The sequence below is a fragment of the Streptomyces sp. WMMC940 genome (assembly GCF_027460265.1).
In the GTDB taxonomy this organism is placed as follows: domain Bacteria; phylum Actinomycetota; class Actinomycetes; order Streptomycetales; family Streptomycetaceae; genus Streptomyces.
This window is the reverse complement of sequence record NZ_JAPZBC010000001.1, coordinates 1,584,843-1,609,686: the sequence shown is the minus strand read 5'-3', so window position 1 is coordinate 1,609,686 and position 24,844 is coordinate 1,584,843. Positions and strand designations below refer to the sequence as shown.

Here is a 24,844-nt window from a genome sequence, read left to right as displayed (position 1 = left end):
TATTACTGCCGTGCCCACCGGAAACCCTCGTGGTCCCCTGGACGCCGTCATCGTCGGCGCCGGCGTCGTCGGAGCGGCCTGTGCCCACTACGCGAGCCGCGCCGGCCTCGTCGTCGCCGTCGTCGACCGCGGCTCCGTCGCGGGCGGCACCACTGGCGCCGGGGAGGGCAATCTCCTCGTCTCCGACAAGGAGGCGGGCCCCGAACTCGACCTCGCGCTGCTGTCCACCCGGCTGTGGCGCGAACTCGCCGACGTCCTCCCACCGGAGACGGAGTACGAGCCCAAAGGCGGTCTCGTCGTCGCGCCCGACGAGACCGCCCTCACCGCACTCCGCCGATTCGCCGAAGCCCAGCGCACAGCCGGTGCCGAGACACACGAAGTCCCCGCCCACGCCCTCCGCGACCTGGAACCCCATCTGGCCCCCGGCCTCGTCGGCGGTTTCCACTACCCCCAGGACGCCCAGGTCCAGCCCGCCCGCGCCGCCGCCCAACTCCTCGCCTCGGCCCGGCGGTCGGGCGCCACCGTCCACCTCGGCGAACAGGTCACCGCGGTCCTCAGCCACCCTGACGGAACCCTGCGCGGCGTCCGCACACCCCATCGCGAACTCCACGCCCCCGCCGTCGTCAACGCCACCGGCACCCGGGGCGGCGACCTCGCCCGCCTCGCCGGCACCCACCTACCCGTCCAGCCGCGCCGAGGCTTCGTCCTCGTCACCGAACCCCTGCCTCGCGTCGTCCGCCACAAGGTCTACGCCGCCGACTACATCTCCGACGTCGCCAGCGACTCAGCGGCCCTCCAGGCCTCCGCCGTCGTCGAGGGCACCCCGGCCGGACCGGTCCTGATCGGCGCCACCCGCGAACGCGTCGGCTTCGACCGCGCCCTGTCCGCCGAAGCCGTCCGCCGGCTCGCCCGCCAGGCCGCCGCCCTGTTCCCCGTTCTCGCCGGTGTCAGCGTCATCCGCACCTACCACGGCTTCCGCCCCTACCTCCCCGACCACCTCCCCGCCATCGGCCCCGACCCGCGAGTCCCAGGCCTGTTCCACGCGTGCGGCCACGAGGGCGCGGGCATCGGCCTCGCCCCCGCCACCGGGCTCCTCGTCGCCGCCGCACTGGCCGGGGACAGGCCGGCCCTGGACCTGACCCCGTTCCGACCCGAACGATTCGACCAGGCAGGAGCAGCGCAGTGACCACCACCCCGGCCCGGCTCGTCCGCGCCGAACCCGGCCCTCCGTACGAGATCAGCTTCGACGGGCTCCCCGTCCCCGCCCTGCCCGGACAGAGCGTCGCCGCAGCCCTGTGGGCAGCCGGAATCCTCGCCTGGCGCACCACCCGCGACGGCGGTTCCCCCCGAGGCGCCTTCTGCGGGATCGGCACCTGCTTCGACTGCCTCGCCACCGTCAACGGCCGCCCCAACCGCCGCGCCTGTCTCGTCCCCGCCCGCCCGGGCGACGTGATCACCACACAGAAGGGGACCGGCCATGACGACCTCGCCGTCTGAACCCGGCACACCCCCCGGCGGCACCCACCGTGACACGCCCTGCGACCTCGCCGTCGTCGGCGCCGGCCCAGCCGGGCTCGCCGCCGCCGTCACCGCCGCGGGCCTCGGGCTGCGCGTGACGCTCCTCGACGCGGCCGAACACCCCGGCGGCCAGTACTACCGGCACCCCGCACCCGGCCTCCGCGCCGCCCGGCCGCAGGCCCTGCACCACCGCTGGCAGACCTTCACCCGCCTCGAACGCCGGCTGCGCGCCCACACCTCCGCCGGCCGCCTCCGGCACCTGCCCGGCCATCACGTGTGGAGCGTCCTGCCCGAACGGCCGACGGAAACAGGGGAGTCCTCATCGACCCCGTTCGCAGCCCCGGCCCCGGTCTGGGGACTGCACGCCGTCGCCGGCGAGAGCGCCGGCGACGGCCCGGTCCCGGAGGGAGGCGACCAGGACGCCCACGGCGACGGCGACGACAGACCCGTCACCGTCCGGGCCCGCACCGTCCTCCTCGCCACCGGAGCCCACGAACGCCAACTGCCTTTCCCCGGCTGGACCCTTCCCGGCGTCGTCGGCGCCGGCGGGGCCCAGGCCATGCTCAAGTCGGGACTCGTCCTCCCCGGCCGCAGGACCGTTGTCGCCGGCAGCGGCCCACTGCTGCTCGCCGTCGCCGCCGCACTCTCTTCCGCCGGTGCCACCGTGCCCGCGCTCGTCGAGGCCGCCGCCTACCCCGCCTACGCACGCCGGCCGGCCGCCCTGCTGCGCAACCCCGTCAAACTCGCCGAAGGGGCGGCGCACGGCGCCACGCTGCTCCGGCACGGCGTACGGGTCCTCACCCGCCACGCGGTCACCGCCGCCCACGGCACCGCCCGGGTCGAGGCAGTGACGGTCGAACGGCTCGACCGCGACTGGCGGCCCGTGCCGGGCAGCGCCCGCCGCATTCCCTGCGACGCCCTCGCCACCGGCCACGGACTCGTTCCCCAGCTCGAACTCGCCACCGGACTGGGCTGTGCCACCCGTCGCACGGCTGACGGCACCCCCGCCCTCGCGCTCGACGACGAACAGCGCACCTCCGTGGCGGGCGTCTGGTCGGCGGGGGAGACCGGCGGGATCGGTGGCGCCGAACTCGCCTTGGCCGAAGGCGAACTGGCCGCCCGCTCCGTGGCCCGCGCCCTGCGTGGCATCCCGCTGCCGCCGCGAGCGGCGGTACTGCGCGGACGCCGCGACCGGCTGCGGGCCTTCGCCGACACGATGGCCACCGTCCACCGGCCGCGCGAGAGCTGGACAGCATGGCTCCACGACGACACCCATGTGTGCCGCTGCGAAGAGGTCACGGCCGGGGCGATCAGGCAGGCGGCCGGCGAACTCGGCGCGCACGACACCCGCACGGTCAAACTGCTCACGCGCGCCGGAATGGGATGGTGCCAGGGCCGTATGTGCGGATCCGCGGTCGCCCGCCTGGCCGGCGGGGCCCCCGCTGCCGACCGGCGGCCCCTGTCCTGCCCCGTACCGCTCGGCCACCTCGCCGGCCTGCCCGGGGACGGTCCGCCCACCCCGACTCCGCCGCCGGACCGACCCGGCCCGGCCGCCCCGGCGGGCCGCTGACCCGGGAACGGCACCCGCGACGCGGTCGGGCGGGACGGGCGCCGTCCGCCGGGGCCGCCCCGGTCGGCGACGGGGCCGGCCGAGGGGCCCGGCCATAGGCCCGCGGAACCGACCGCCCGCAGTCGACGGCCGGCATCGGGCGGCCGACAATGGACGGCCCCCGACGGACGGCCCCCCAATGAAGGGCCGGAAGCCGCCGCACGGGAAGCCGACGCACGGGAAGCCGAGGGTCCCGAGGGCCCTGAGCCGGCCCCCTGCCGGCGAGGATCAGGCAGGAGTCCGTGACCCGACGACACGTCAGAAGCTCATCGTGGAAACGCAGTTCGCCCTTGTGGCGGCAGGGCGCCGATCAGTAAAATGTCACACCTCACAATAGGAGTCGCCATGGCATCCGCACCCCTCCGCACACGTCCCTGGCACGGCATCATGGTCGCCACCGCCCTGCCCCTCCGCGACGACCTCTCCGTCGACTACGACGCCTACGCCGCCCACGTCGCCTGGCTGATCGAGAACGGCTGTGACGGCGTCGTCCCCAACGGATCCCTCGGCGAGTACCAGACGCTCACCGACGACGAACGCGCCCGTGTGGTCCGCACCGCCGTCGAGGCGGCGGGCGACGGGAGCCGTGTGATGCCCGGAGTCTCGGCCTACGGCTGCGCCGAAGCCCGCCGCTGGGCCGACCAGGCCGCCGGCGCCGGCGCCGGGTCCGTCCTCCTGCTGCCCCCCAACGCCTACCGCGCCGACCCGGACACCGTCGCCGCCCACTACGCCGAGGCCGCCCGGTCAGGTCTGCCCGTCGTCGCCTACAACAACCCCTACGACACCCGCACCGACCTCACCCCCGATCTGCTCGCCCGGCTGCACGGCGAACAGAGCATCGTCGCCGTCAAGGAGTTCAGCGGCGACGTCCGCCGCGCCTACGAGATCACCGAACTCGCCCCGGGCCTCGACCTGCTGATCGGCGCCGACGACGTCCTGCTCGAACTCGCCCTGTCCGGCGCGGTCGGCTGGATCGCCGGATTCCCCAACGCCCTTCCCGTCGCCTGCGCCACGCTCTACCGCGCCGCCGTCGCCGGCGACCTCGACACCGCGCTGCCGCTCTACAGGTCCCTGCACCCTCTGCTGCGCTGGGACTCCCGGACAGAGTTCGTCCAGGCCATCAAGCTCTCCATGGACCTTGCCGGGCGTCCCGGCGGTCCGACCCGCCCGCCCCGCTCACCCCTGACCGGCGATCAGGAGACCGCCGTCCGCGCCGCGACCGAGAAGGCCCTCGCGGAAGGCCACCACTAGCAGGAACCGGCCGTACGGCACGAGACCGTACGGCATGAGACCGCGAACACGAGAACGCGCGACACGAGAACGCGCGACACGCGAACGGGCAGCACGAGAAGGGGACACCACCCATGCGCACCCGCCACGTCTACCACGCCGTCGACTCGCACACCGAAGGGATGCCGACCCGCGTCATCACCGGAGGGGTCGGCGTCGTCCCCGGCGCCACCATGGCCGAGCGCCGACTGCACTTCGCCGAGCACCTCGACCACATCCGCACCCTGCTGATGTACGAGCCGCGCGGCCACTCCGCCATGAGCGGCGCGATCCTGCAGCCGCCCACCCGGCCCGACGCCGACCACGGCGTGCTGTTCGTCGAGGTGTCCGGACTGCTGCCCATGTGCGGCCACGGAACCATCGGCGTCGCCACCGTCCTCGTCGAGACCGGCATGGTGCCCGTCACCGAACCGGTCACCACCGTCCGTCTCGACACCCCCGCCGGGCTCGTCTCCGTCGACGTCCGTGTCGAGAACGGCGAGGCGCGCTCGGTCACACTCACCAACGTGCCCTCGTTCTGCCTCGGACTCGGCCTCAAGGCCGACGTCCCCGGATACGGCACCGTCGCCTATGACATGGCATACGGCGGCAACTTCTACGCCTTCGTCTCCCTCGACGCCCTCGGGCTGCCCTTCGCGCGCGACCGCAAGGACGACCTGCTCGCCGCCGGACTCGCCGTCATGGACGCCATCAACACCACCCACCGGCCCGTCCACCCCGAGGACCCCGGCATCGTCGGCGTCAAGCACGTCTACCTCACCGCACCAGGCTCGGACGCCGTACGCTCCCGGCACGCCATGGCCATCCACCCGGGCTGGTTCGACCGCTCCCCGTGCGGCACCGGCACCAGCGCCCGCATGGCACAACTGCACGCCCGCGGCGAGCTGCCCCTCGGCCGGGACTTCGTCAACGAGTCCTTCATCGGGACCGAGTTCACCGGCCGTCTCGTCGGGGAGACCTCAGTCGGCGGGCTGCCCGCAGTGATCCCCGCCGTCACGGGCCGGGCCTGGATCACCGGAACCGCCCAGTACTTCCTCGATCCGTCGGACCCGTTCCCCGCAGGCTTCCTCCTTTGAATCCGCCCCTCCCTCTTCGAATCCGCCCCTCCCTGTGCTGCGGGGAGGGGATTCCTGGCTCAGGCTGCCTTCGGGAGCGGCACTCCCGGAGTTCTTGCGCCCTCGGCACCCACACCCGACGACGTCGCCGGCGGCGACCTCGTGCTGTGCTGCACCACCACGCGCGAGCCGCTGTTCGACGGCGGACTGGTCCCCGGCCACGCCCGTCCCGCCGCCGGTTGTCCACAGCTCTTCACGAGCGTGGACACGGCCTGGGACGATCTTGCCGTGGCTGCCGCGGTCCTCAGCGCGGGCACGACCGAGGAGGGCAGGGAAACGTGACATTGTACGCTTGCCCTCCACTGGATTCTCGGAGGAAGCCCATGGGGGACCTGAAGCAGATCGGCCTGATCACCGCTCAGGAGCGGCTGCGCGACCAGGTCGCCCACGCCCTGCGGGCCGCGCTGGTCGCCGGTGAACTCCGCCCCGGCCATGTGTACTCCGCACCCGGACTCGCCGCGGACTTCGGGATCTCCGCCACACCGGTCCGCGAGGCCATGCTGGACCTCACCCGCGAGGGACTGGTCGAACCCGTGCGTAACAAGGGCTTCCGCGTCACCGAGGTCAGCGAGCGCGACCTCGACCAGTACACCGAACTCCGCGCCCTGATCGAGGTGCCGACCATCGGCCGGGTCACGCAGATCGCCACCGAGGCCCAGCTCGAGGCACTGCGCCCGGTGGCCGAGGAGATCGTGGAGCACGCGGGCAATCACAATCTGATCGGCTACCTCGACGCCGACCGCCGCTTCCACCTCGGCCTGCTCTCCCTGGCCGGCAACGACCGTCTCGTCGAGACCGTCGGTGACCTGCGCAAGCGCTCACGGCTCTACGGGCTGACGCGGCTCGACGAGCTCGGCCTGCTGGTCGCCTCCGCAGAGGAGCACCACGAACTGCTCGACCTCATGCTCGCCGGTGACGAGCTCGCCGCCGAGGAGTGCATGTCCCGCCATCTCGGCCACGTCCGCTCGCTCTGGGCGCAGGCCGGGGAGGAACCGGTGGAGCCGCGCACCAAGCGCACCCTCGGCGCCCGCTGACGGAGGGGCCACCACTCGTATCCCGGCACACAGGCACCCCCGGCACGGTCCGGGACCGTCACCCGCTGTCGTCGGTCCACGGCATCCGGTGTCGCCGACGCGCCCCGCAACCGGTGCTGCCGATGCCCGCCCGTCTCGGACGCTCCCGGCCTCCGCCCGTCCCCCCGAATCGGCCCCCGCCCGTCCCGGACGCCCACGGCCCCGTCCGCCCCGGGTGCCCTGGACGCCCCTGGCCTCCGCCCCTCGCCCCCGAACTCGAAGACCGGCTGCCTCAGTTGATCAACCGGACCACCGGGCAGCCCCGCATCTGATCAACTGGTCGACCATTCCGGCCGGGCTTACGGTCGAAGGACGGATGCCCGACGTCCGACCAGGCAGCCACGCCATGACCACGCCCCGGCCCACCCCCGCACCGCGCACCGCCGCCCCCGCCCGGGGCGACGGAAACGGGATCGCTCTGCTGGTCATCGCCTCCTGCCAGTTGATGGTCGTCCTCGACGCCACCATCGTGAACATCGCCCTCCCGCACATCCAGCGATCGCTGCAGTTCTCCACCACGGGCCTGGCCTGGGTGGTGAGCGCCTACACGCTCGCCTTCGGCGGTCTGCTGCTCCTCGGCGGACGCACGGGCGACATCCTCGGCCGGCGGCGGGTGTTCATCACCGGCGTACTGGTCTTCGTCGTCGCGTCACTGCTCGGCGGCCTCGCGCAGAACGCCCCGCAACTGCTCGCCGCCCGCGCCCTGCAGGGCGCGGGCGGTGCCGTCGCCTCCCCGACCGCGCTCGCCCTGATCAGTACGACGTTCCGGGAGGGACCAGAGCGGAACCGGGCGTTCGGCGTCTTCGCAGCCGTGTCCGCGGCCGGCGGAGCCATCGGGCTCCTCGCGGGTGGCGTCATCGTCGAATGGCTCGACTGGCGCTGGGTGTTCTTCGTCAACGTTCCCATCGGACTGCTCATCGTCCTCGCCGCCCCGCGCCGCATCCGCGAGTCCGCACGCCACCCGGGGCACTTCGACATCGCGGGAGCCCTGACCTCCACGCTCGGCATGGTGCTGATCGTCTACGCCTTCATCCGCGCCGCCCAGGACGGCTGGCGGGACGGGGTCACGCTGGCGTCCTTCGCGTCCGCGGCCGTGGTCCTCACGGTCTTCGTCGTGGTGGAGACCCGCTCCAGGCAGCCGATCACCCCGCTGCACATGTTCGCCGACCGCAACCGTGCGGGCACCTACGGGATGATGCTCAGCCTCGCCGCGGCGATGTTCGGGATGTTCTTCTTCCTTACGCTATTCGTACAGAACGTGCTCGGTTTCAGCCCGCTGCGGGCCGGTCTGTCCTTCCTTCCCGTCAGCGCGGTGATCGCGACCGGCGCCGGCGTGGCCTCGCGCCTCCTGCCCCGGTTCGGGCCCAAGCCCTTCATGGTGACCGGAGCGCTGCTCGCCACGGCCGGACTGTCCTGGCTGACCGGGGTCGGCGTCAACGCCACGTACGCGGGCGACATCCTCGGCCCGATGATCATCTTCGGCTTCGGCATGGGGCTGCAGTTCGTCTCGCTCACCCTCATGGCGCTCTCCCACGTCCCGCCGCACGAGTCGGGCGCGGCCTCGGGACTGCTCAACACCAGCCAGCAGCTCGGCGGGTCGCTCGGTCTGTCCGTCCTGGTCACGGTGTTCGGTGCGGCTGCCGCGCACGAGGCGGCCCGGCTGGCGCCGGAGTTCCTCGCCCGGGCGACCCCGCCGCAGCGGCTGCTCCACGAGCGCACCGGGCAGCTGCCGCCGCCCTGGGGCGACCAGGTGCTCGCGGCCGGGACCAGCGCCGCGTTCGTACTGGCCGCGGTCTTCACCGCAGTCGCCGCGCTGATCGCGCTGCTCGTCATCCAGGTGCGGCCCTCGGACATCGCGCGACTGAAGGGCACGGCAGGGCCGGGAGGGCGCTGACGCGCACCGCGCCCACCGCCGCTCTCCTGCCGCCGGCAGCTGGAACCACACCCACTTGCCGCGATCACCCACCGTGGCCGCGCCCCAGGACGCCGCCGAGGCCTCCACCAGGTCCAGGCCGGTCCCCGACTCCGTCGCGGACCGCGCGGCGCCGTACATCCCGGCTGCGGCAGGCGAGGCCCCGTTCCGCATGCCGATCGTCCGCACAGGAAGTGGCGGAAGTGACACAGGAGAGGGCTCCGGCCCGGCTGGGCGCGCCGCCGCGCCGGCCGGCCGGCGCCACCCCGCCTCGGCCGCCTGTCCGCCCGTGGTTCCCCGTTCCCGTGCCCCTGCCGCGCCCGGCCTCGGGTCCTCCCGAACGACCGCGTCGGAGGGCGCGCCGTACGGTGGCCGAGTGGCCGCAAGATGCGCATTCCGGGCTGCGCACCCCGTGCAGCGCGTACCGTGCTCCGCATTCCGTGGAGCGCGCCCCGGCGGACCGTCCCCCCCGGGCCCCTGCGCTCCAGTTCCCGGACCATTGCCCTCCAGTTCCCGCCCGCGCGGTTGCCCGGTACCTCCCTCAGTGGCAGCGTTGTCGGCATCGCCCCGTTCCGACGGAGGGAGGCGGTATGACGGGGGACCGCACAACCGACGCGCCGACCGCATGGCCCGCGCTGCGCGTGGCCGACTGGACCGCGACACGGGACACGCTCCACATGTGGATGCAGATCGTGGGCAAGATCAGGCTGGCGCACGCCCCACTGCTCAACCACTGGTGGCAGGTCACCTCGTACGTCAGTCCCCGCGGTCTGACGACGTCCGCGATCCCCTACCGGTCGGGTGTCTTCGACATCGAGTTCGACTTCGTCGATCACCGGCTGGTCGTCCGCACCAGTGAGGGCGACGTCCGCACCATCGCACTGGAGCCCAAACCGGTGGCGGACTTCTATCGCGAGACGATGCAGGCCCTCGGCGAACTCGGGATTCCGACGAGGATCCAGCCGGCCCCGAACGAGGTCGAAGTGGCGATCCCCTTCGCCGAGGACGACCGGCACGACGCCTACGACCCCGCCGCCGCACACCTGTTCTGGCGGCAGTTGCTGCAGGCGGACCGGGTGCTGGGCGAGTTCCGCTCGTACTACGTCGGCAAGGTCAGCCCGGTGCACTTCTTCTGGGGCGCGATGGACCTGGCCTGCACCCGCTTCTCCGGTAGGCCGGCACCGCCCCACCCGGGCGGGGCGCCGAACTGCGGCGACTGGGTGATGAAGGAGGGCTACTCCCGCGAGCTGAGCAGCTGCGGCTTCTGGCCGGGTGGTGGGGAGGAGGGCGCCTTCTACGCGTACGCCTATCCCGAACCCGACGGCTTCGCCGACCACGCGGTCGCGCCCGGGGCCGCGTTCTACAGCAAGGACAACGGCCAGTTCCTCCTGCCGTACGAGGCGGTCCGCACCGCCGACGACCCCGACCGCGCCCTCGCCGAGTTCCTGCACACGACCTACGAGGCGGCGGCCGAGCACGGAGGGTGGGACCGGGCGGCACTGGAGGACGATCCCGACCGGTGGGCCCTGCAGCGGCCACGCCACCACCGACGCCAACGCCGAGGGGGCTGACCTGCCCGACCTGCCCGTTCTCCCGGCGCCGGAGACAGGACTGCTCCTGACGCACTCGGCTTCTCCGTTGGTGAGTCCGCGTCCTGGCGAGCGCGTGGGGACGGACGAGGGTCGGCGCCAGCCGATCAGCCACGCCGATGGGGCCAGCCTGACCACGTACGCGGACGGGTCGTCGAATCGGTCACGAGAGATTGTGGCAACGGGGGGCTCCGCCAAGCCCCTCTCGCCTCCTTCATGCAGGTCAGGAGGGGTATGGCGGCGTTCCGTCCGAGGGCCTTCAGATGTCCCGGAAGATCTCGATCTGCGCGCCCACCGAGTTGAGGCGCTCCGCCAGGTCCTCGTAACCGCGGTTGATGACGTAGACGTTGCGCAGCACCGAGGTCCCCTCGGCCGCCATCATCGCGAGCAGGACGACCACGGCCGGGCGCAGGGCCGGCGGGCACATCATCTCGGCGGCCCGCCAGCGGGTCGGGCCCTCGACGAGGACGCGGTGCGGGTCGAGGAGCTGGAGCCGGCCGCCGAGGCGGTTGAGGTCGGTGAGGTAGATGGCGCGGTTGTCGTAGACCCAGTCGTGGATGAGGGTCTGGCCCTGGGCGACGGCCGCGATCGCCGCGAAGAACGGCACGTTGTCGATGTTCAGGCCGGGGAACGGCATCGGGTGGATCTTGTCGATCGGCGCCTCCAGTTTGGAGGGGCGCACGGTCAGGTCGACCAGCCGGGTCCGCCCGTTGTCGGCGGTGTACTCGGGCGTGCGGTCGTGGTCGAGGCCCATTTCCTCCAGCACCGCGAGTTCGATCTCCAGGAACTCGATCGGCACGCGGCGGATCGTCAGCTGGGACTCGGTGACGACGGCGGCCGCGATCAGACTCATCGCCTCGACCGGGTCCTCGGACGGGGAGTAGTCGACGTCCACGTCGATCTCGGGGACGCCGTGGACGGTCAGCGTGGTCGTGCCGATGCCGTCGACGCGTACTCCCAGGGCCTCCAGGAAGAAGCACAGGTCCTGGACCATGTAGTTGGAGGAGGCGTTGCGGATCACGGTGACGCCGTCGTGGCGCGCGGCCGCCAGCAGCGCGTTCTCGGTCACGGTGTCGCCGCGTTCGGTCAGCACGATCGGGCGGTCCGGGGCGACCGAACCCTCGACGACCGCGTGGTACTGGCCCTCGGTCGCGGTGATGTCCAGACCGAAGCGGCGCAGCGCGATCATGTGCGGCTCGATGGTGCGGGTGCCGAGGTCGCAGCCGCCGGCGTACGGCAGTCGGAAGCGGTCCAGGCGGTGCAGCAGCGGGCCGAGGAACATGATGATCGAACGGGTCCGGCGCGCGGCCTCCGCGTCGATGGCGTCCATGTCGAGCCTGGCCGGGGGGACGATCTCGAGGTCGGTGCCGTCGTTGATCCAGCGGGTGCGCACGCCGATGGAGTGCAGCACTTCCAGCAGTCGGTAGACCTCCTCGATCCGCGCGACCCGGCGCAGGACGGTCCGTCCCTTGTTGAGCAGCGATCCGCACAGCAGCGCGACGCAGGCGTTCTTGCTCGTCTTGACGTCGATGGAGCCGGAGAGGCGGCGCCGGCCGACGACCCGCAGATGCATGGGACCGGCGTAGCCCAGGGACACGATCTCGCTGTCGAGCGCCTCGCCGATCCGGGCGATCATCTCAAGACTGATGTTCTGATTGCCGCGTTCGATGCGGTTGACGGCGCTCTGGCTGGTGCCGAGTGCGTCGGCGAGCTGCGACTGTGTCCAGCCCCGATGCTGACGGGCGTCACGGATGAGCTTGCCGATGCGTACGAGGTAGTCGTCTGCCATGGAGGCAGGCTATCTCAGATATGAGATGAGGTGCTCGATGGGGTGGACCATACGGGTGATGCCTGGTTCTGATGGTCCATCATCCGTCCAACTAGGGCAAAGCGGGCTGGGCCGTTCGTGGGGCGGGTCCCGCGTGCCCGGCGCTCCGAGGGGTGGCGCGTGCGGCCGTCCGACCGCGGCCCCGGCGGCACGGTCCGGCTGTCGCCCGGGACGCGCGGGTGCATACCCGCCGCCATCCGTCCGGTTCGGGGCATAGCGGTGCCGTCCCGCGGGCTGCGGTGCGGCGTCCGTCACTCGCGTCCGGACATGACCCGTCAGCGGTCATGTACTAGAGTTATCTCGACATCGAGATATCTGCAGAAAGCGCACCGCAGCCACTTTCCGCCGGGTCGTCGGGTAAGGGTGACCTAACTAAGTCTCACCTTAGCGGATCCCGGGGAGTCGCAGGCGGCAGGATGCGGTCAGTACGCGCACATTGATGAAGGAGACTGTCGTGTCGGCGAACAGCTTCGACGCCCGCAGCACGCTGAGCGTGGGTGACGAGTCGTACGAGATCTTCAGGCTGGACAAGGTCGAGGGCTCCGCGCGCCTCCCCTACAGCCTCAAGGTCCTCCTGGAGAACCTGCTCCGCACCGAGGACGGCGCGAACATCACCGCCGACCACATCCGGGCGCTCGGCGGCTGGGACTCGCAGGCGCAGCCGAGCCAGGAGATCCAGTTCACGCCGGCCCGCGTGATCATGCAGGACTTCACCGGCGTGCCCTGCGTCGTGGACCTCGCCACCATGCGCGAAGCCGTCAAGGCGCTCGGCGGCGACCCGGCGAAGATCAACCCGCTCGCCCCCGCCGAGCTGGTCATCGACCACTCCGTCATCGCCGACAAGTTCGGCACCCCCGACTCCTTCGCGCAGAACGTGGAGCTGGAGTACGGCCGCAACAAGGAGCGCTACCAGTTCCTGCGCTGGGGCCAGACCGCCTTCGACGAGTTCAAGGTCGTCCCGCCCGGCACCGGCATCGTCCACCAGGTGAACATCGAGCACCTGGCCCGCACCGTCATGGTCCGGAACGGCCAGGCCTACCCCGACACCCTCGTCGGCACCGACTCGCACACCACCATGGTCAACGGCCTCGGCGTGCTCGGCTGGGGCGTCGGCGGCATCGAGGCCGAGGCCGCCATGCTCGGCCAGCCCGTCTCGATGCTCATCCCGCGCGTCGTCGGCTTCAAGCTCACCGGCGAGCTGCAGCCCGGCACCACCGCCACCGACCTCGTCCTCACGATCACCGAGATGCTGCGCAAGCACGGCGTCGTCGGCAAGTTCGTCGAGTTCTACGGCGAGGGCGTCGCCGCCACCTCCCTCGCCAACCGCGCCACCATCGGCAACATGTCGCCGGAGTTCGGCTCCACCGCCGCGATCTTCCCGATCGACGACGAGACCCTGAACTACCTCAAGCTCACCGGACGCAGCGAGCAGCAGGTCGCGCTCGTCGAGGCGTACGCCAAGGAGCAGGGCCTCTGGCTGGACCCGGCCGCCGAGCCCGACTTCTCCGAGAAGCTGGAGCTCGACCTCGCCACGGTCGTCCCCTCCATCGCCGGCCCGAAGCGCCCGCAGGACCGCATCGTCCTCGCAGGCGCCGCCCAGCAGTTCGCACTGGACGTCCGCAACTACGTCGACGATGTCGACGAGGCCGGCAAGGAGTCCTTCCCGGCCTCCGACGCCCCGGCGATCTCCCCGAACGGCGCCCCGTCGAAGCCGACCACGGTGACCGCCCCCGACGGCTCGACGTACGAGATCGACCACGGCGCCGTCACCGTCGCCGCGATCACCTCCTGCACCAACACCTCGAACCCGTACGTCATGGTCGCCGCCGCGCTGGTGGCCAAGAAGGCGGTCGAGAAGGGCCTGACCCGCAAGCCGTGGGTCAAGACCACCCTCGCCCCGGGCTCCAAGGTCGTCACCGACTACTTCGACAAGGCGGGCCTGACCCCGTACCTCGACAAGGTCGGCTTCAACCTCGTCGGCTACGGCTGCACCACCTGCATCGGCAACTCCGGCCCGCTGCCGGAGGAGGTCTCCAAGGCCGTCAACGACCACGACCTGGCCGTCACCTCGGTGCTCTCCGGCAACCGCAACTTCGAGGGCCGGATCAACCCCGACGTCAAGATGAACTACCTGGCGTCCCCGCCGCTGGTCGTCGCCTACGCCCTCGCGGGCTCCATGAAGGTGGACATCACCCGCGAGGCGCTCGGCACCGACACCGAGGGCAACCCGGTCTACCTCAAGGACATCTGGCCCTCCGAGGCCGAGGTCAACGACGTCGTGGCCAACGCCATCGGTGAGGACATGTTCAACAAGTCCTACCAGGACGTCTTCGCGGGCGACGCCCAGTGGCAGGCGCTGCCGATCCCGACCGGCAACACCTTCGAGTGGGACGCCGAGTCGACCTACGTCCGCAAGCCCCCGTACTTCGAGGGCATGACGATGGAGACCACCCCGGTCACCGACATCGAGGGAGCCCGCGTCCTCGCCAAGCTCGGCGACTCGGTCACCACCGACCACATCTCCCCGGCCGGTGCCATCAAGGCCGACACCCCGGCCGGCAAGTACCTCACCGAGCACGGTGTGGAGCGCCGCGACTTCAACTCCTACGGCTCGCGCCGTGGCAACCACGAGGTCATGATCCGCGGTACGTTCGCCAACATCCGCCTGCGCAACCAGATCGCGCCGGGCACCGAGGGCGGCTACACCCGCGACTTCACGCAGTCCGCTACTGCTGACGCGGCTCCCGTGTCGTTCATCTACGACGCCTCGCGCAACTACATCGAGCAGGGCATCCCCCTGGTCGTGCTCGCCGGAAAGGAGTACGGCTCCGGCTCGTCCCGCGACTGGGCCGCCAAGGGCACCGCGCTCCTCGGCGTCAAGGCCGTCATCGCCGAGTCGTACGAGCGCATCCACCGCTCGAACCTCATCGGCATGGGCGTCCTCCCGCTGCAGTTCCCCGAGGGTGCCTCGGCCGAGTCCCTCGGCCTGACGGGCGAGGAGACGTTCTCCATCGCCGGTGTCACCGAGCTCAACGAGGGCACGACGCCCCGCACGGTGAAGGTGACCACCGACACCGGTGTGGAGTTCGACGCGGTCGTCCGCATCGACACCCCCGGTGAGGCGGACTACTACCGCAACGGCGGCATCATGCAGTACGTGCTCCGGAGCCTGATCCGCAAGTAGGCGCCCCGGCGGCGGTCCGGCCCCCCGACCGGGGCGCCGCCGGCACGGCGGTACCGGCATCCGCACGGCGGTACCGCCGTGCGGCCACCCGCGGTACGGGGGGTCCGGCAGTACGGCGAAGGGCCGCACCCCGAGGGTGCGGCCCTCTGTCGTCCCTTCGCGGCCCGGACCTCCGCCACTCCCGGCGCCCGGCCATCGCCCCGTCCTGCGCCGTCGTCCGGCTCCGCGGCGCGTCTTCCCGTGCGTCCTCCCGTCCGCCGGGAGCGTCGGCTCAGTCCGCCGCGCTCCGCTCCACCGGGATCCACGGCTCCGCCTCCGTCGCGTCCGGCGAGAGCCGGGTGCCTGCCGACGACCCGGAACTCGCCGAGCACCGTACCGGCCCGGAAGCGCCTGAACGGCCCCACGGCGGGCAGGCCGCCGACTGCCGGACCGGCTCGATCGGTGCGGGCCGCGGCACGAACAGCCGCTCCGATGCGCGGCCGGCCTCCCTTACTCTCCTCCGCCACGGCGGCGAATCCTCGCCTGCGCCACGGTGGTGGAGCAGCGCGGAGGCCGCAGCCCCGGAGGGGACTGCGGCCTCGGACACGGGGCGGAGGAGCGGTCAGGAGATCAGTTCGACCTCCGCGAGCACCGGCTGCGCCGCACCGGCGGCGGGGACCAGCCGGTACCGCTGGTACGTGCCGGGGCGCGCGACCGTGAAGACCCGTGTCTGCCGGTCCCACGCGAACGACTCACCGGACCGCCTGTCCAGATCCGTCCAGGCCGTGCCGTCCCGGGAGCCCTGCAGCACCCAGCCTGCCGGCGCCTTGTCGCGGGCCGCCGAGGTGAGTGTGTACTGCACGGCCCGTGTGCCCTTCGCGACCGGCAGGTCCACGGCCGCCTCCAGCGCCGTCTCCGTACCGGAGGTGTCGTCGAAGAGCGCGCCGGTGCCGCTGGTCGCGTCTCGGCGGGGCGAGGGCACCTCGTCGTCCTCGGTGACCGAGACGGGCGCGGCGCCCCTGCCCGTGCCCCAGCGCGACGGCTTCGGCCCCATGGCGAACTCCAGCGTGCCGCCCCGCGCCAGCAGCGAGTGCGGCAGAGCGGTGGAGTTCCAGCTCCTCCCGTTCACCTTCAGGCCCTGGACGTAGATGTTGCGGGTGCTGTTCCGGGGCGCCTCCACCACGAGTTCACGGCCGTTCTCCAGGTGGATCGTCGCCTTGGTGAACAGCGGCGAGCCGACCGCGTACTCCCCGCTGCCCATCACCAGCGGATAGAAGCCGAGCACGGAGAACAGGAACCAGGCCGACTGCTCGCCGTTGTCCTCGTCGCCGTGGTAGCCCTGCCCGATCTCGCTGCCGGTGTAGAGGCGGGACAGGACCTCGCGCACCTTCTCCTGCGTCTTCCACGGCTGCGAGGCCGCGTTGTACATGTAGGTGACGTGGTGGGCGACCTGGTTGGAATGCCCGTACATGCCCATCCGCACGTCACGGGCCTCGGTCATCTCGTGGATCACGCTGCCGTACGAGCCGACGAACTCCGGTGACGCCGTCTCCGGGGTGGCGAAATAGGTGTCCAGCTTCTTGCCGAGGGCCGGCCGGCCGCCGTAGAGGTTCGCCAGACCGCGGCTGTCCTGCGGCGCCGTGAACGCATAACCCCAGCCGTTGGTCTCGGTGTAGTCGTAGCCCCAGACCCGGGGGTCGTACTCCTTCGACGGAACCCGCCAGTCGCCCTTGAGATCGCGCCCCTGGAAGAATCCCGCCTTCTCGTCGAACAGCGTTACGTAGTTCCGGGCCCGGTTCCGGAAGTACGCGGACTCTTCCTTGTAGCGCGCCTTCTTCGTCTTCGCCCAGAGTGCGTCGGCCATCTTCGACAGGCCGTAGTCGTTGAGATGGCCCTCCAGCGACCACGACAGGCCCTCGTGCGTCTCGGTGGAGGCGTAGCCGAGGAACGGCGAGGTCTCCATGCCCTTGCGCCCCACGCCCCGGTGCGGCGGGGTGACCGTCGCGTTCTTCAGCGCCGCCTCGTAGGCCTTCTCCGCGTCGAAGCCGCGGACGCCCTTCACATAGGCGTCGGCGAACGCGACGTCGGAGGAGGTGCCGGTCATCAGATCGGCGTAGCCGGGGGAGGACCAGCGGGAGATCCAGCCGCCGTCCCGGTACTGCTGGACGAATCCGTCGACCAGTTCCCCCGCCTTCTCGGGGGTGAGGAAGGAGTAGGCCGGCCAGGTCGTCCGGTAGGTGTCCCAGAAGCCGTTGTTGACGTACACCCGGCCGTCGACGATCTTCGCGCCGGTGTGGGTCGGGGTGTCCGGGCCGGTCTGCGGCGAGAACGGGCTGGCGTACTTGTCCTTGCCGTCGACCTTCTCGAACCCGGAGTTCGGGTAGAGGTACAGCCGGTAGAGCGAGGAGTAGAGGGTCACCAGCTGGTCGTGGGTGGCGCCCTCGACCTCGACCCGGCCGAGCAGGTCGTCCCAGGCGTCCTGCGCACGGTCCTTGACGCGGCCGAAGGACGCGGACGCGGGGATCTCCTGCGCGAGGTTCTTCCTGGCCTGGTCGACGCTGATCAGCGAGGTGGCGATGCGCAGGGTGACCGTGCGGTCCTCACCTGCGTCGAACCGGAGGTGGCCCGTGACGCCCTGGGACGCTGACGAGGTGACGGGGGCGTCGAAGACGCCGTACACGAACAGCCGGGTGGCGCCCGTGGACAGTCCGCTCTTGACGTCGGACCAGCCGGTGAAGGAGCAGGTCTGCGGATCGAGCGTCAGCCCGGCCTGCTCCGTGACGTTGTCGAAGACGACCGACGCGTGGTCGCCGGGGTAGGTGAACCGCATCATCGCCGCGTGGTCGGTGGGGGTGACCTCCGCCTTCAGCCCGTTCTCGAACGTCACGCCGTAGTAGTGCGGGCGGGCGGTCTCCTTCTCGTGGCGGAAGGGCAGGGCGCGGGCGACGCGGCCCGTGTCCGGAGTGCCCTCGGCGACGGACGGCATCAGCTGGAAGGTCTGCCGGTCCCCCATCCACGGGCTCGGCTCGTGGCTGGCGCTGAACGCCTGGACCGTGGGCAGGTTGTCGGCGTTGTTGGCGCGCGCGTACTCGTACAGCCAGCTCAGCGAGCCGGCGTTGGTCACCGGCGTCCAGAAGTTGAAGCCGTGCGGGACGGCCGTCGCCGGGAAGGTGTTGCCGCGCGAGAACGAGCCGCTGGAGTTGGTGCCGCGCACGGTGGAGGCGTAGTCCGACAGATGCGCGAGCCGCCTCTCCGGCGCCTTCGGGGCGATGCGGACGTCGTCGATCCACCCCTGGAACTTCGCCGGGCCCTTGGGCGCGTCGTACGCGACGAGGATCCGGTCCACGGTCTTGCCGGCGGCCACCGAGCCGATCCGGGACGCGACCTGGTTCCACTGGTTGACGTAGAGCCGCTTCGCGGCGCCCTGGCCCTGCGGCGTCAACCGCCCTCCGTGCGAGTCCACCGCACGGAGGTCGCTCAGATGGGTGCCGTCGGTGAACGCGAGATCGACCGCCACGCTGGTGGCCGGGTAGTTCGGATCGGTCTCGGCCATCGACGGGAAGATCCGGTACGACAGTTCGGTGTCCCGCCGCACGGCCGTGTCGACGTCGAAGACCTTGTTGTACGAGTAGGCGCGGCCGTCCGGCTTGTGCGTGCCCGCGTACCGCAGGGCGCGCTTTCCGGTGAAGCCGGCGTTGGCCTTCGCGGTGGGGGAGCCCGCCGGACCGCGGTCGACGTGGCTGCGCATGTCCTGCGGCGCGGGGCTGTCGGTGTCGCCGTCGGAGAACTGCACGTCGGCGAGCTGGACGATGCCCGAGGCCCCGTTGTTGCGGGTGATCTCCAGACGGTAGTGCGCGTACGAACCGGCCTTCCCCGGGGCGATGCCGTACGTCTTCGTCTGGAAGCGCTTCTCGAACGTCTGGCCCTCGCGGGTGTCCAGGACCGTCCAGTCCTCGCCGTTCTCCGAGCCCTTGAGCGTCCAGTCCTTCGGGTCCCGCTCGTCGAAGTCGTTGGCCGAGGTCAGTGCGTAGGTGACGACCTCGACGGGGCTGTCCGTGTCGAACTCGACCCAGCCCGTCGGTTCGAACGTGAGCCATTTGGTGGAGGGCTGGAGGTCGACCAGGTTCTCCTTGGTCTCACCGGCGCCGGCGTTCTCGCCGCTGGCGCGCAGTTCGAGGACCTTGTCGGTGACATTGCCCGGTATGCCCGAGGTGAAGCCGCCGTCGACCCCGTCGGACCGCTTCGCGCCGTCCGGTCCCGTGTCCACGGTGTTGCGCCAGTCGGGCTGGGCCTCGTCCGCCTCGAACGAGCTGGAGAACTCCGGCGCGGGGGCCGGGGGCCGGGCGGGCAGGGCGACGGCCGCCGACTGCGCCGTCACCACCAGCAGGGAAGCGGCCGCCACCAGGGCGGCCGAGCGGGCGTGGGGGTGCCTGGGGCTGGATCTTGGCCGCATGTCGAAGCCGTTCCTCCCGCCGAAGCGATGGACAACGTTGTCAGGAGTAATGCGCAGGCACCAGTAGGGGGTAAGTGCCGCATGCTGTCAAGGGTGTTGACGGTGCGACGGGTTGGATTTCGGCCGGTCCGGCGAGTCTCCCGCGGCGGATTCCCGGCACCCGCCGCTACCGTGTGCGGGAGGTCTCAACTCGGGAAAGACTGCCGCGCAACCTTGCTTTCGATCTTGCTCCGTCGGCGGGAAGTGGACTATACCTGTCGGCGTCCGCCTCGCCGGAAGACACGGCGAAGGGCCGGGGGGAACGGGCAGGCGAAGTATCGTCTGCGGCCCGGGCGGAAGTCCGTTCCCACTGCCACGGTATTACCCCTGCACGACCAGCTTCAGCAATTGACCGCGGTGGCGGGGCCCTTCATCCCAGGAAGGCGGGCGACCGGTTCACCGCCTGAGTCCTGGAGAAGGCGAGGACTTGAGCATGGGATCCACCTCCGGCCACTCGAACGGCGGTCTCGGCCGCCGCGACCTGATCAAGCGGTCCGCGGCGCTCGGCCTGGTCACCATTCCCACGATGAGCTTCCTGTCCGCCTGTGCGAGCGGCGACGGCGGAGCCGGCGGCTCCAAGGTCGAGAAGGGGAAGGTCACCAAGACCAACCCGCTCGGCGTCAACGAGACCGCGCCCCTCGAAGTCGTCATCTTCGACGGGGGGTTCGGGCAGCAGTACGCCATCGACGCGGAGAAGAAGTACAACGCGGCCTTCCCCAAGGCCCCCAAGGTCAAGCACAAGGCCACCCAGAAGATCCAGTCCGAGCTCCAGCCCCGCTTCAACGGAGGCACCCCGCCGGACCTCATCGACAACTCCGGCGCCGAGCAGATGGACATGGGCGTCCTCGTCGGCAAGAAGCAGCTCGCCGACCTCACCCCGCTGCTGGACGCGCCCTCCGTCGACGACCCGAACAAGAAGGTCCGGGACACCCTGCGCCCCGGCATCGTCGAGATGGGCCAGTTCGACGGCGCACCCGTGTGGATCCTCTACTACGCCTACACCGTCTACGGCGTCTGGTACTCGCGGACCGCGCTCGACCGGCTCGACGCGCAGTACCCCGAGACCTGGGACGAGATGCTCGCCCTGTGCGAGAAGGCCAAGAAGCAGGGCATCGCGGGCTGGACGTACGCCGGCAAGCACCCCTACTACCTCCCCTTCTCGCTCTACCCGTTCATCGCCAAGATCGGCGGCCGGGAGGTCCTGGACTCCATCGACAACCTGGAGCCCAACGCCTGGAAGCACCCGGCCGTCAAGGCCGCTTTCGAGGCGTACTACGAGCTCTACAAGAAGGGCTACATCCTCAAGGGCACCCCGGGCCTGGACCACATCCAGTCCCAGACCGCCTGGACCAAGGGCAAGGCGTTGTTCATCCCCAACGGCTCCTGGGTGGAGAACGAGGCCGCCGGCACCATGCCGAAGGACTTCGATCTGGCCGTCTCCGCGCCGTCCGGCCTGGACGCCTCGGACAAGATGCCCTTCGGCACCCTCTGGGCCTCCGGCGGTGAGCCGTTCATCGTCCCGGCCAAGGCGAAGAACGTCGAGGGCGGCATGGAGCAGCTGCGCATCATGCTCGGCGAGGAGTCCTCGAAGAACTTCACCAAGCAGGTCAAGTCGCTGACCGCGTTCAACGGCGGAACCGACGGCATCGAGCTGACGCCGGGTCTGAAGTCGGGCGTAGCCGCGCTGGAGAAGGCCGGCGAGAACGTCGTCAACCCGCGACTGCAGGACTGGTACGTCAAGCTCCAGAAGGAGCAGATCGGCGTGGCCGGTCTGGGCGAGATGATGGCCGGACGACTCACCCCGGCCGAGGCCATCAGCAAGATCCAGGGCTTCGCCGACAAGGCCGCCCAGGACCCGTCCGTCAAGAAGTACAAGCACCAGTGAGCGGCCTGTGCTCCCGGGGGCGCGCCCCCGGGAGCACACAGCACCAGCGGCGGCACACTCCGGAAGATCGGGGTCGGTAACCATGCAGCACGGCAAGTACCGGTTCATCGTGGGGTTCCTGGCGGCACCCCTGGCGCTGTACGCGCTCTTCGTGCTCTGGCCGTTCGTGCAGTCCATCTACTACTCGTTCACGGACTGGACCGGTCTGAGCCCGGACTTCTCCGTGGTCGGCTTCGACAACTACGCACGGCTGTGGGACGACGACGTCTTCTGGAAGTCGCTCCAGCACAGCCTGCTCTTCGCGCTGCTGCTGCCGGTGGTGACGATCGGCCTCGCCCTGTTCTTCGCCTTCATGATCAACGTCGGCGGGCGGCACCGGAGGGGGGCCGCCGTCTCCGGGGTGCGGGGGTCGTCGTTCTACAAGATCGCCTACTTCTTCCCACAGGTGCTGTCGATCGCGATCGTCGCCCTGCTCTTCCAGTTCGCGTACAACCCGGAGAGCGGAGCGATCAACTCCGCGCTCGAGGCGATCGGGCTCGGCGACGTCCAGCCGCTGTGGCTCGGTGACCCGGACCTCGCCCTGTGGTGTGTGATGGCGGTCCTCGTCTGGTCCACGGTCGGCTTCTTCGTCGTCCTCTTCTCCGCGGGCATGGCGTCGATCCCGAAGGACTTCTACGAGGCGGCGCTGCTGGACGGCGCGAGCAGGGTCACCACCTTCTTCCGGATCACTCTGCCGCTGCTGTGGGACACCATCCAGTCGGGCTGGGTCTACATGGGCATCCTCGCGCTCGGCGCCGAGTCCTTCGCGGTGGTGCAGATCATGACGACGGGGCCCGGCGGTCCCGACTACTCGACCACGGTGATGGTGCTGTACGTGTACCAGTCGGCGTTCCGCGACGGTGCGGCGGCCTATGCGACCACGATCGGCGTCGCCCTGCTGGTCGTCACGCTGGCCTTCGCGGCCGTCGTGATGAGGCTGGGCCGGCGCGAGCGCCTGGAGTACTGAGATGAAGACGACCGAGACCTCTCCCGCAGGCACCGCGGAGCCGCTGCCGCACGTGGTGAAGACCGATCTGCCCGGTACGGGACCGAAGGCGGGGAAGCGCGGTGAAGGCAGGGTCCTCAACGTCTTCTCGCACGGCATGCTGGTCCTCTGGGCCTTCATGGTGGTCATGCCGCTGCTGTGGGCGGTGATGACGTCCTTCAAGGACGACAACGCGATCTTCAGCTCGCCGTGGTCGCTGCCGGACCGCCTCCACTTCGAGAACTGGTCCCGGGCCTGGGGCCAGGCGCACATGAGCGACTACTTCCTGAACACCGTCCTGGTGGTCGCCGGCTCCCTCGCGGGCACCCTTCTGCTGGGCTCGATGGCGGCCTACGTCCTGGCCCGGTTCGACTTCCCGGGCAACCGCTTCATCTACTTCCTCTTCATCGGGGGGATGAGCTTCCCGATCATGCTCGCGCTGGTCCCGTTGTTCTACGTCATGAACAACATCCAGCTCCTGAACACGCTCCACGGCCTGATCCTGGTCTACATCGCCTACTCGCTGCCGTTCACCGTGTTCTTCCTGACCGCCTTCTTCCGTACGCTGCCGACCTCGGTGGCGGAGGCGGCGCTGATCGACGGGGCCTCGCACACCCGGACGTTCTTCCAGGTCATGCTGCCGATGGCCAAGCCCGGCCTGATCAGCGTCGGGATCTTCAACTTCCTGGGCCAGTGGAACCAGTACATGCTGCCGACGGTGCTGAACACCGAGCAGGAGAACAAGGTACTGTCCCAGGGCCTGGTGCAGCTGGCCGTCAGCCAGGGGTACAAGGGGGACTGGTCGGGCCTGTTCGCGGGCCTGGTGATGGCGATGCTGCCGGTGCTGGCCGCGTACGTCGTCTTCCAGCGCCAGGTCGTCGCGGGCCTCACGGCGGGTGCCCTGAAGTAGCGTCCGCCGCGCCCGTACACCCCGGCCGCACCCCGCCGTACCGCCCGGCCGCCCCGCGCACACCGTCCCGCCACCGCACCCGTACCGCCCGCCGGCAGCCGCCGGGGGCGGTGCGGTGCGTGCCGGGCTTTCGCTCAGGTCTTGACGGGAGCGGCCCGAAAGGCTCCCCTTAGAGTTCACATGTTGGAGTGAAGAGCGGGAGTGTGTGAGTCGATGGAGACTCCGGGGTCGCAGACATCTCTGCATCGGGCCAATCTCGAGCGGGTCGTACGTGCCGTGCGGCTGGCCGGGTCGCTCACCCAGGCCGAGATCGCCAGGAGCACGGGCCTGTCCGCCGCCACCGTCTCCAACATCGTCCGCGAACTGAAGGACGGAGGGACCGTCGAGGTCACTCCCACCTCCGCGGGCGGGCGCCGGGCCCGCAGCGTCTCGCTCAGCGGGGACGCCGGAATCGTCGTCGGCGTCGACTTCGGCCATACCCACCTGCGCGTCGCCATCGGCAACCTCGCCCACCAGGTCCTCGCCGAGGAGTCCGAGCCGCTCGACGTGGACGCCTCCTCCGCCCAGGGCTTCGACCGGGCGGAACAGCTGGTCAAACGGCTGATCGAGGCCACCGGGATCGGCCAGGACAAGATCGTGGGAGTGGGTCTGGGCGTGCCCGGGCCGATCGACGTGGAGACCGGCACGCTGGGTTCCACCGCCATCCTGCCGGGCTGGAGCGGCATCAATCCCAGCGAGGAGCTCTCCGGCCGGCTTGGCGTGCCCGTGTACGTCGACAACGACGCCAACCTCGGAGCCCTGGGCGAGCTGGTCTGGGGCAGCGGCCGCGGGGTCAAGGACCTGGCCTACATCAAGGTCGCCAGCGGTGTCGGCGCCGGACTCGTCATAGAGGGCCAGATCTACCGGGGCCCCGGCGGTACCGCGGGGGAGATCGGGCACATCACACTGGACGAATCGGGACCCGTCTGCCGCTGCGGCAACCGGGGCTGCCTCGAGACCTTCGCGGCCGCCCGCTACGTGCTGCCGCTGCTCCGGCCGAGCCACGGCCCGGACCTGACCATGGAACGGGTCGTGCAGTTGGCGCGGGAGGGCGATCCGGGCTGCCGCCGGGTCGTCGCCGACGTCGGCCGGCACATCGGCAGCGGCGTGGCCAACCTGTGCAATCTGCTGAACCCCAGCAGGGTGGTCCTCGGGGGCGGTCTGGCGGAGGCCGGGGAGCTGGTCCTCGGGCCGATCCGCGAGTCCGTCTCCCGTTACGCCATCCCCAGCGCCGCCCGCAGGCTCTCCGTCCTTCCGGGGGCGCTGGGGAGCCGGGCCGAGGTGCTGGGGGCACTGGCCCTCGTACTCAGCGAAATGGGTGATTCGACACTTCTGGACAGCTCGGTACCGGCCGGGACGCCTGCCTTCACTTAGATAACGAATGGCACCGTTGTCAT

General features: G+C 70.8%; 16 protein-coding genes. 14 read left to right on the top strand and 2 right to left on the bottom strand.

The features are described 5' to 3' along the window. The first annotated feature begins 10 nt into the window (after positions 1-10). From O7595_RS07080 to O7595_RS07040, 9 genes are all read left to right on the top strand, one after another. Positions 11-1,186, top strand: a complete 1,176-nt coding sequence (locus O7595_RS07080; protein ID WP_269727873.1) for an NAD(P)/FAD-dependent oxidoreductase — start codon at positions 11-13, stop codon at positions 1,184-1,186. Further along, on the top strand, positions 1,183-1,497 hold the full coding sequence (locus O7595_RS07075; protein WP_269727872.1) for a (2Fe-2S)-binding protein: 315 nt from the start codon (positions 1,183-1,185) through the stop codon (positions 1,495-1,497). Before O7595_RS07080 ends, O7595_RS07075 begins: the two co-directional genes overlap by 4 nt. Further along, on the top strand, positions 1,478-3,088 hold the full coding sequence (locus O7595_RS07070) for an FAD/NAD(P)-dependent oxidoreductase (RefSeq protein ID WP_269727871.1): 1,611 nt from the start codon (positions 1,478-1,480) through the stop codon (positions 3,086-3,088). The genes O7595_RS07075 and O7595_RS07070 overlap by 20 nt, the downstream gene beginning before the upstream one ends. A gap of 384 nt (positions 3,089-3,472) precedes the next feature. Beyond that, a complete protein-coding gene (locus tag O7595_RS07065; RefSeq protein ID WP_269727870.1) occupies positions 3,473-4,378 on the top strand; it encodes a dihydrodipicolinate synthase family protein in 906 nt (301 codons plus the stop codon). A gap of 113 nt (positions 4,379-4,491) precedes the next feature. Then, on the top strand, positions 4,492-5,493 hold the full coding sequence (locus tag O7595_RS07060) for a proline racemase family protein (protein WP_269727869.1): 1,002 nt from the start codon (positions 4,492-4,494) through the stop codon (positions 5,491-5,493). A 141-nt stretch (positions 5,494-5,634) separates the two neighbouring features. Beyond that, positions 5,635-5,814, top strand: coding sequence for a hypothetical protein (locus O7595_RS07055; protein ID WP_269727868.1), 180 nt, complete (start codon positions 5,635-5,637; stop codon positions 5,812-5,814). A 41-nt stretch (positions 5,815-5,855) separates the two neighbouring features. Beyond that, entirely contained in the window at positions 5,856-6,566 is a 711-nt protein-coding gene (locus tag O7595_RS07050) for a GntR family transcriptional regulator (RefSeq protein ID WP_269727867.1), read from the top strand. A gap of 385 nt (positions 6,567-6,951) precedes the next feature. Next, the gene (locus tag O7595_RS07045) at positions 6,952-8,499 is read left to right on the top strand and encodes an MFS transporter (protein WP_269732404.1); all 1,548 of its coding nucleotides are present in this window, start codon (positions 6,952-6,954) and stop codon (positions 8,497-8,499) included. 608 nt (positions 8,500-9,107) lie between these two features. Continuing rightward, positions 9,108-10,088 (top strand): DUF5996 family protein, encoded by a 981-nt coding sequence (locus O7595_RS07040; protein WP_269727865.1) that lies wholly within the window; start codon positions 9,108-9,110, stop codon positions 10,086-10,088. 277 nt (positions 10,089-10,365) lie between these two features. Here the strand turns inward: O7595_RS07040 and O7595_RS07035 are convergent, their stop codons facing one another. Then, positions 10,366-11,895 carry a helix-turn-helix domain-containing protein gene (locus tag O7595_RS07035; protein ID WP_269727864.1) on the bottom strand — a complete coding sequence of 510 codons (1,530 nt, stop codon included), beginning with the start codon at positions 11,893-11,895 and terminating at the stop codon, positions 10,366-10,368. A 493-nt stretch (positions 11,896-12,388) separates the two neighbouring features. Between O7595_RS07035 and acnA the strand changes: the two genes are divergently transcribed. Next, positions 12,389-15,118: an aconitate hydratase AcnA gene (gene acnA / locus O7595_RS07030; RefSeq protein ID WP_269727863.1), complete on the top strand. Its 2,730-nt coding sequence runs from the start codon at positions 12,389-12,391 to the stop codon at positions 15,116-15,118. A gap of 601 nt (positions 15,119-15,719) precedes the next feature. Here acnA and O7595_RS07025 read toward each other — a convergent pair. Then, complete coding sequence (locus O7595_RS07025; RefSeq protein WP_269727862.1) at positions 15,720-19,550, bottom strand: GH92 family glycosyl hydrolase; 3,831 nt, start codon at positions 19,548-19,550, stop codon at positions 15,720-15,722. Positions 19,551-20,022: 472 nt separating this feature from the next. Between O7595_RS07025 and ngcE the strand changes: the two genes are divergently transcribed. The 4 genes from ngcE (at position 20,023) to O7595_RS07005 (ending at position 24,821) form a co-directional block, all read left to right on the top strand. Beyond that, positions 20,023-21,474: an N-acetylglucosamine/diacetylchitobiose ABC transporter substrate-binding protein gene (gene ngcE, locus O7595_RS07020; RefSeq protein ID WP_269727861.1), complete on the top strand. Its 1,452-nt coding sequence runs from the start codon at positions 20,023-20,025 to the stop codon at positions 21,472-21,474. Positions 21,475-21,556: 82 nt separating this feature from the next. Then, the gene (locus O7595_RS07015) at positions 21,557-22,480 is read left to right on the top strand and encodes a carbohydrate ABC transporter permease (protein WP_269727860.1); all 924 of its coding nucleotides are present in this window, start codon (positions 21,557-21,559) and stop codon (positions 22,478-22,480) included. Between the two features lies 1 nt (position 22,481). Next, positions 22,482-23,408 (top strand): carbohydrate ABC transporter permease, encoded by a 927-nt coding sequence (locus tag O7595_RS07010; RefSeq protein WP_269727859.1) that lies wholly within the window; start codon positions 22,482-22,484, stop codon positions 23,406-23,408. A gap of 213 nt (positions 23,409-23,621) precedes the next feature. Beyond that, positions 23,622-24,821: an ROK family transcriptional regulator gene (locus O7595_RS07005; RefSeq protein ID WP_269727858.1), complete on the top strand. Its 1,200-nt coding sequence runs from the start codon at positions 23,622-23,624 to the stop codon at positions 24,819-24,821. The last annotated feature ends 23 nt before the right edge of the window (positions 24,822-24,844 follow it).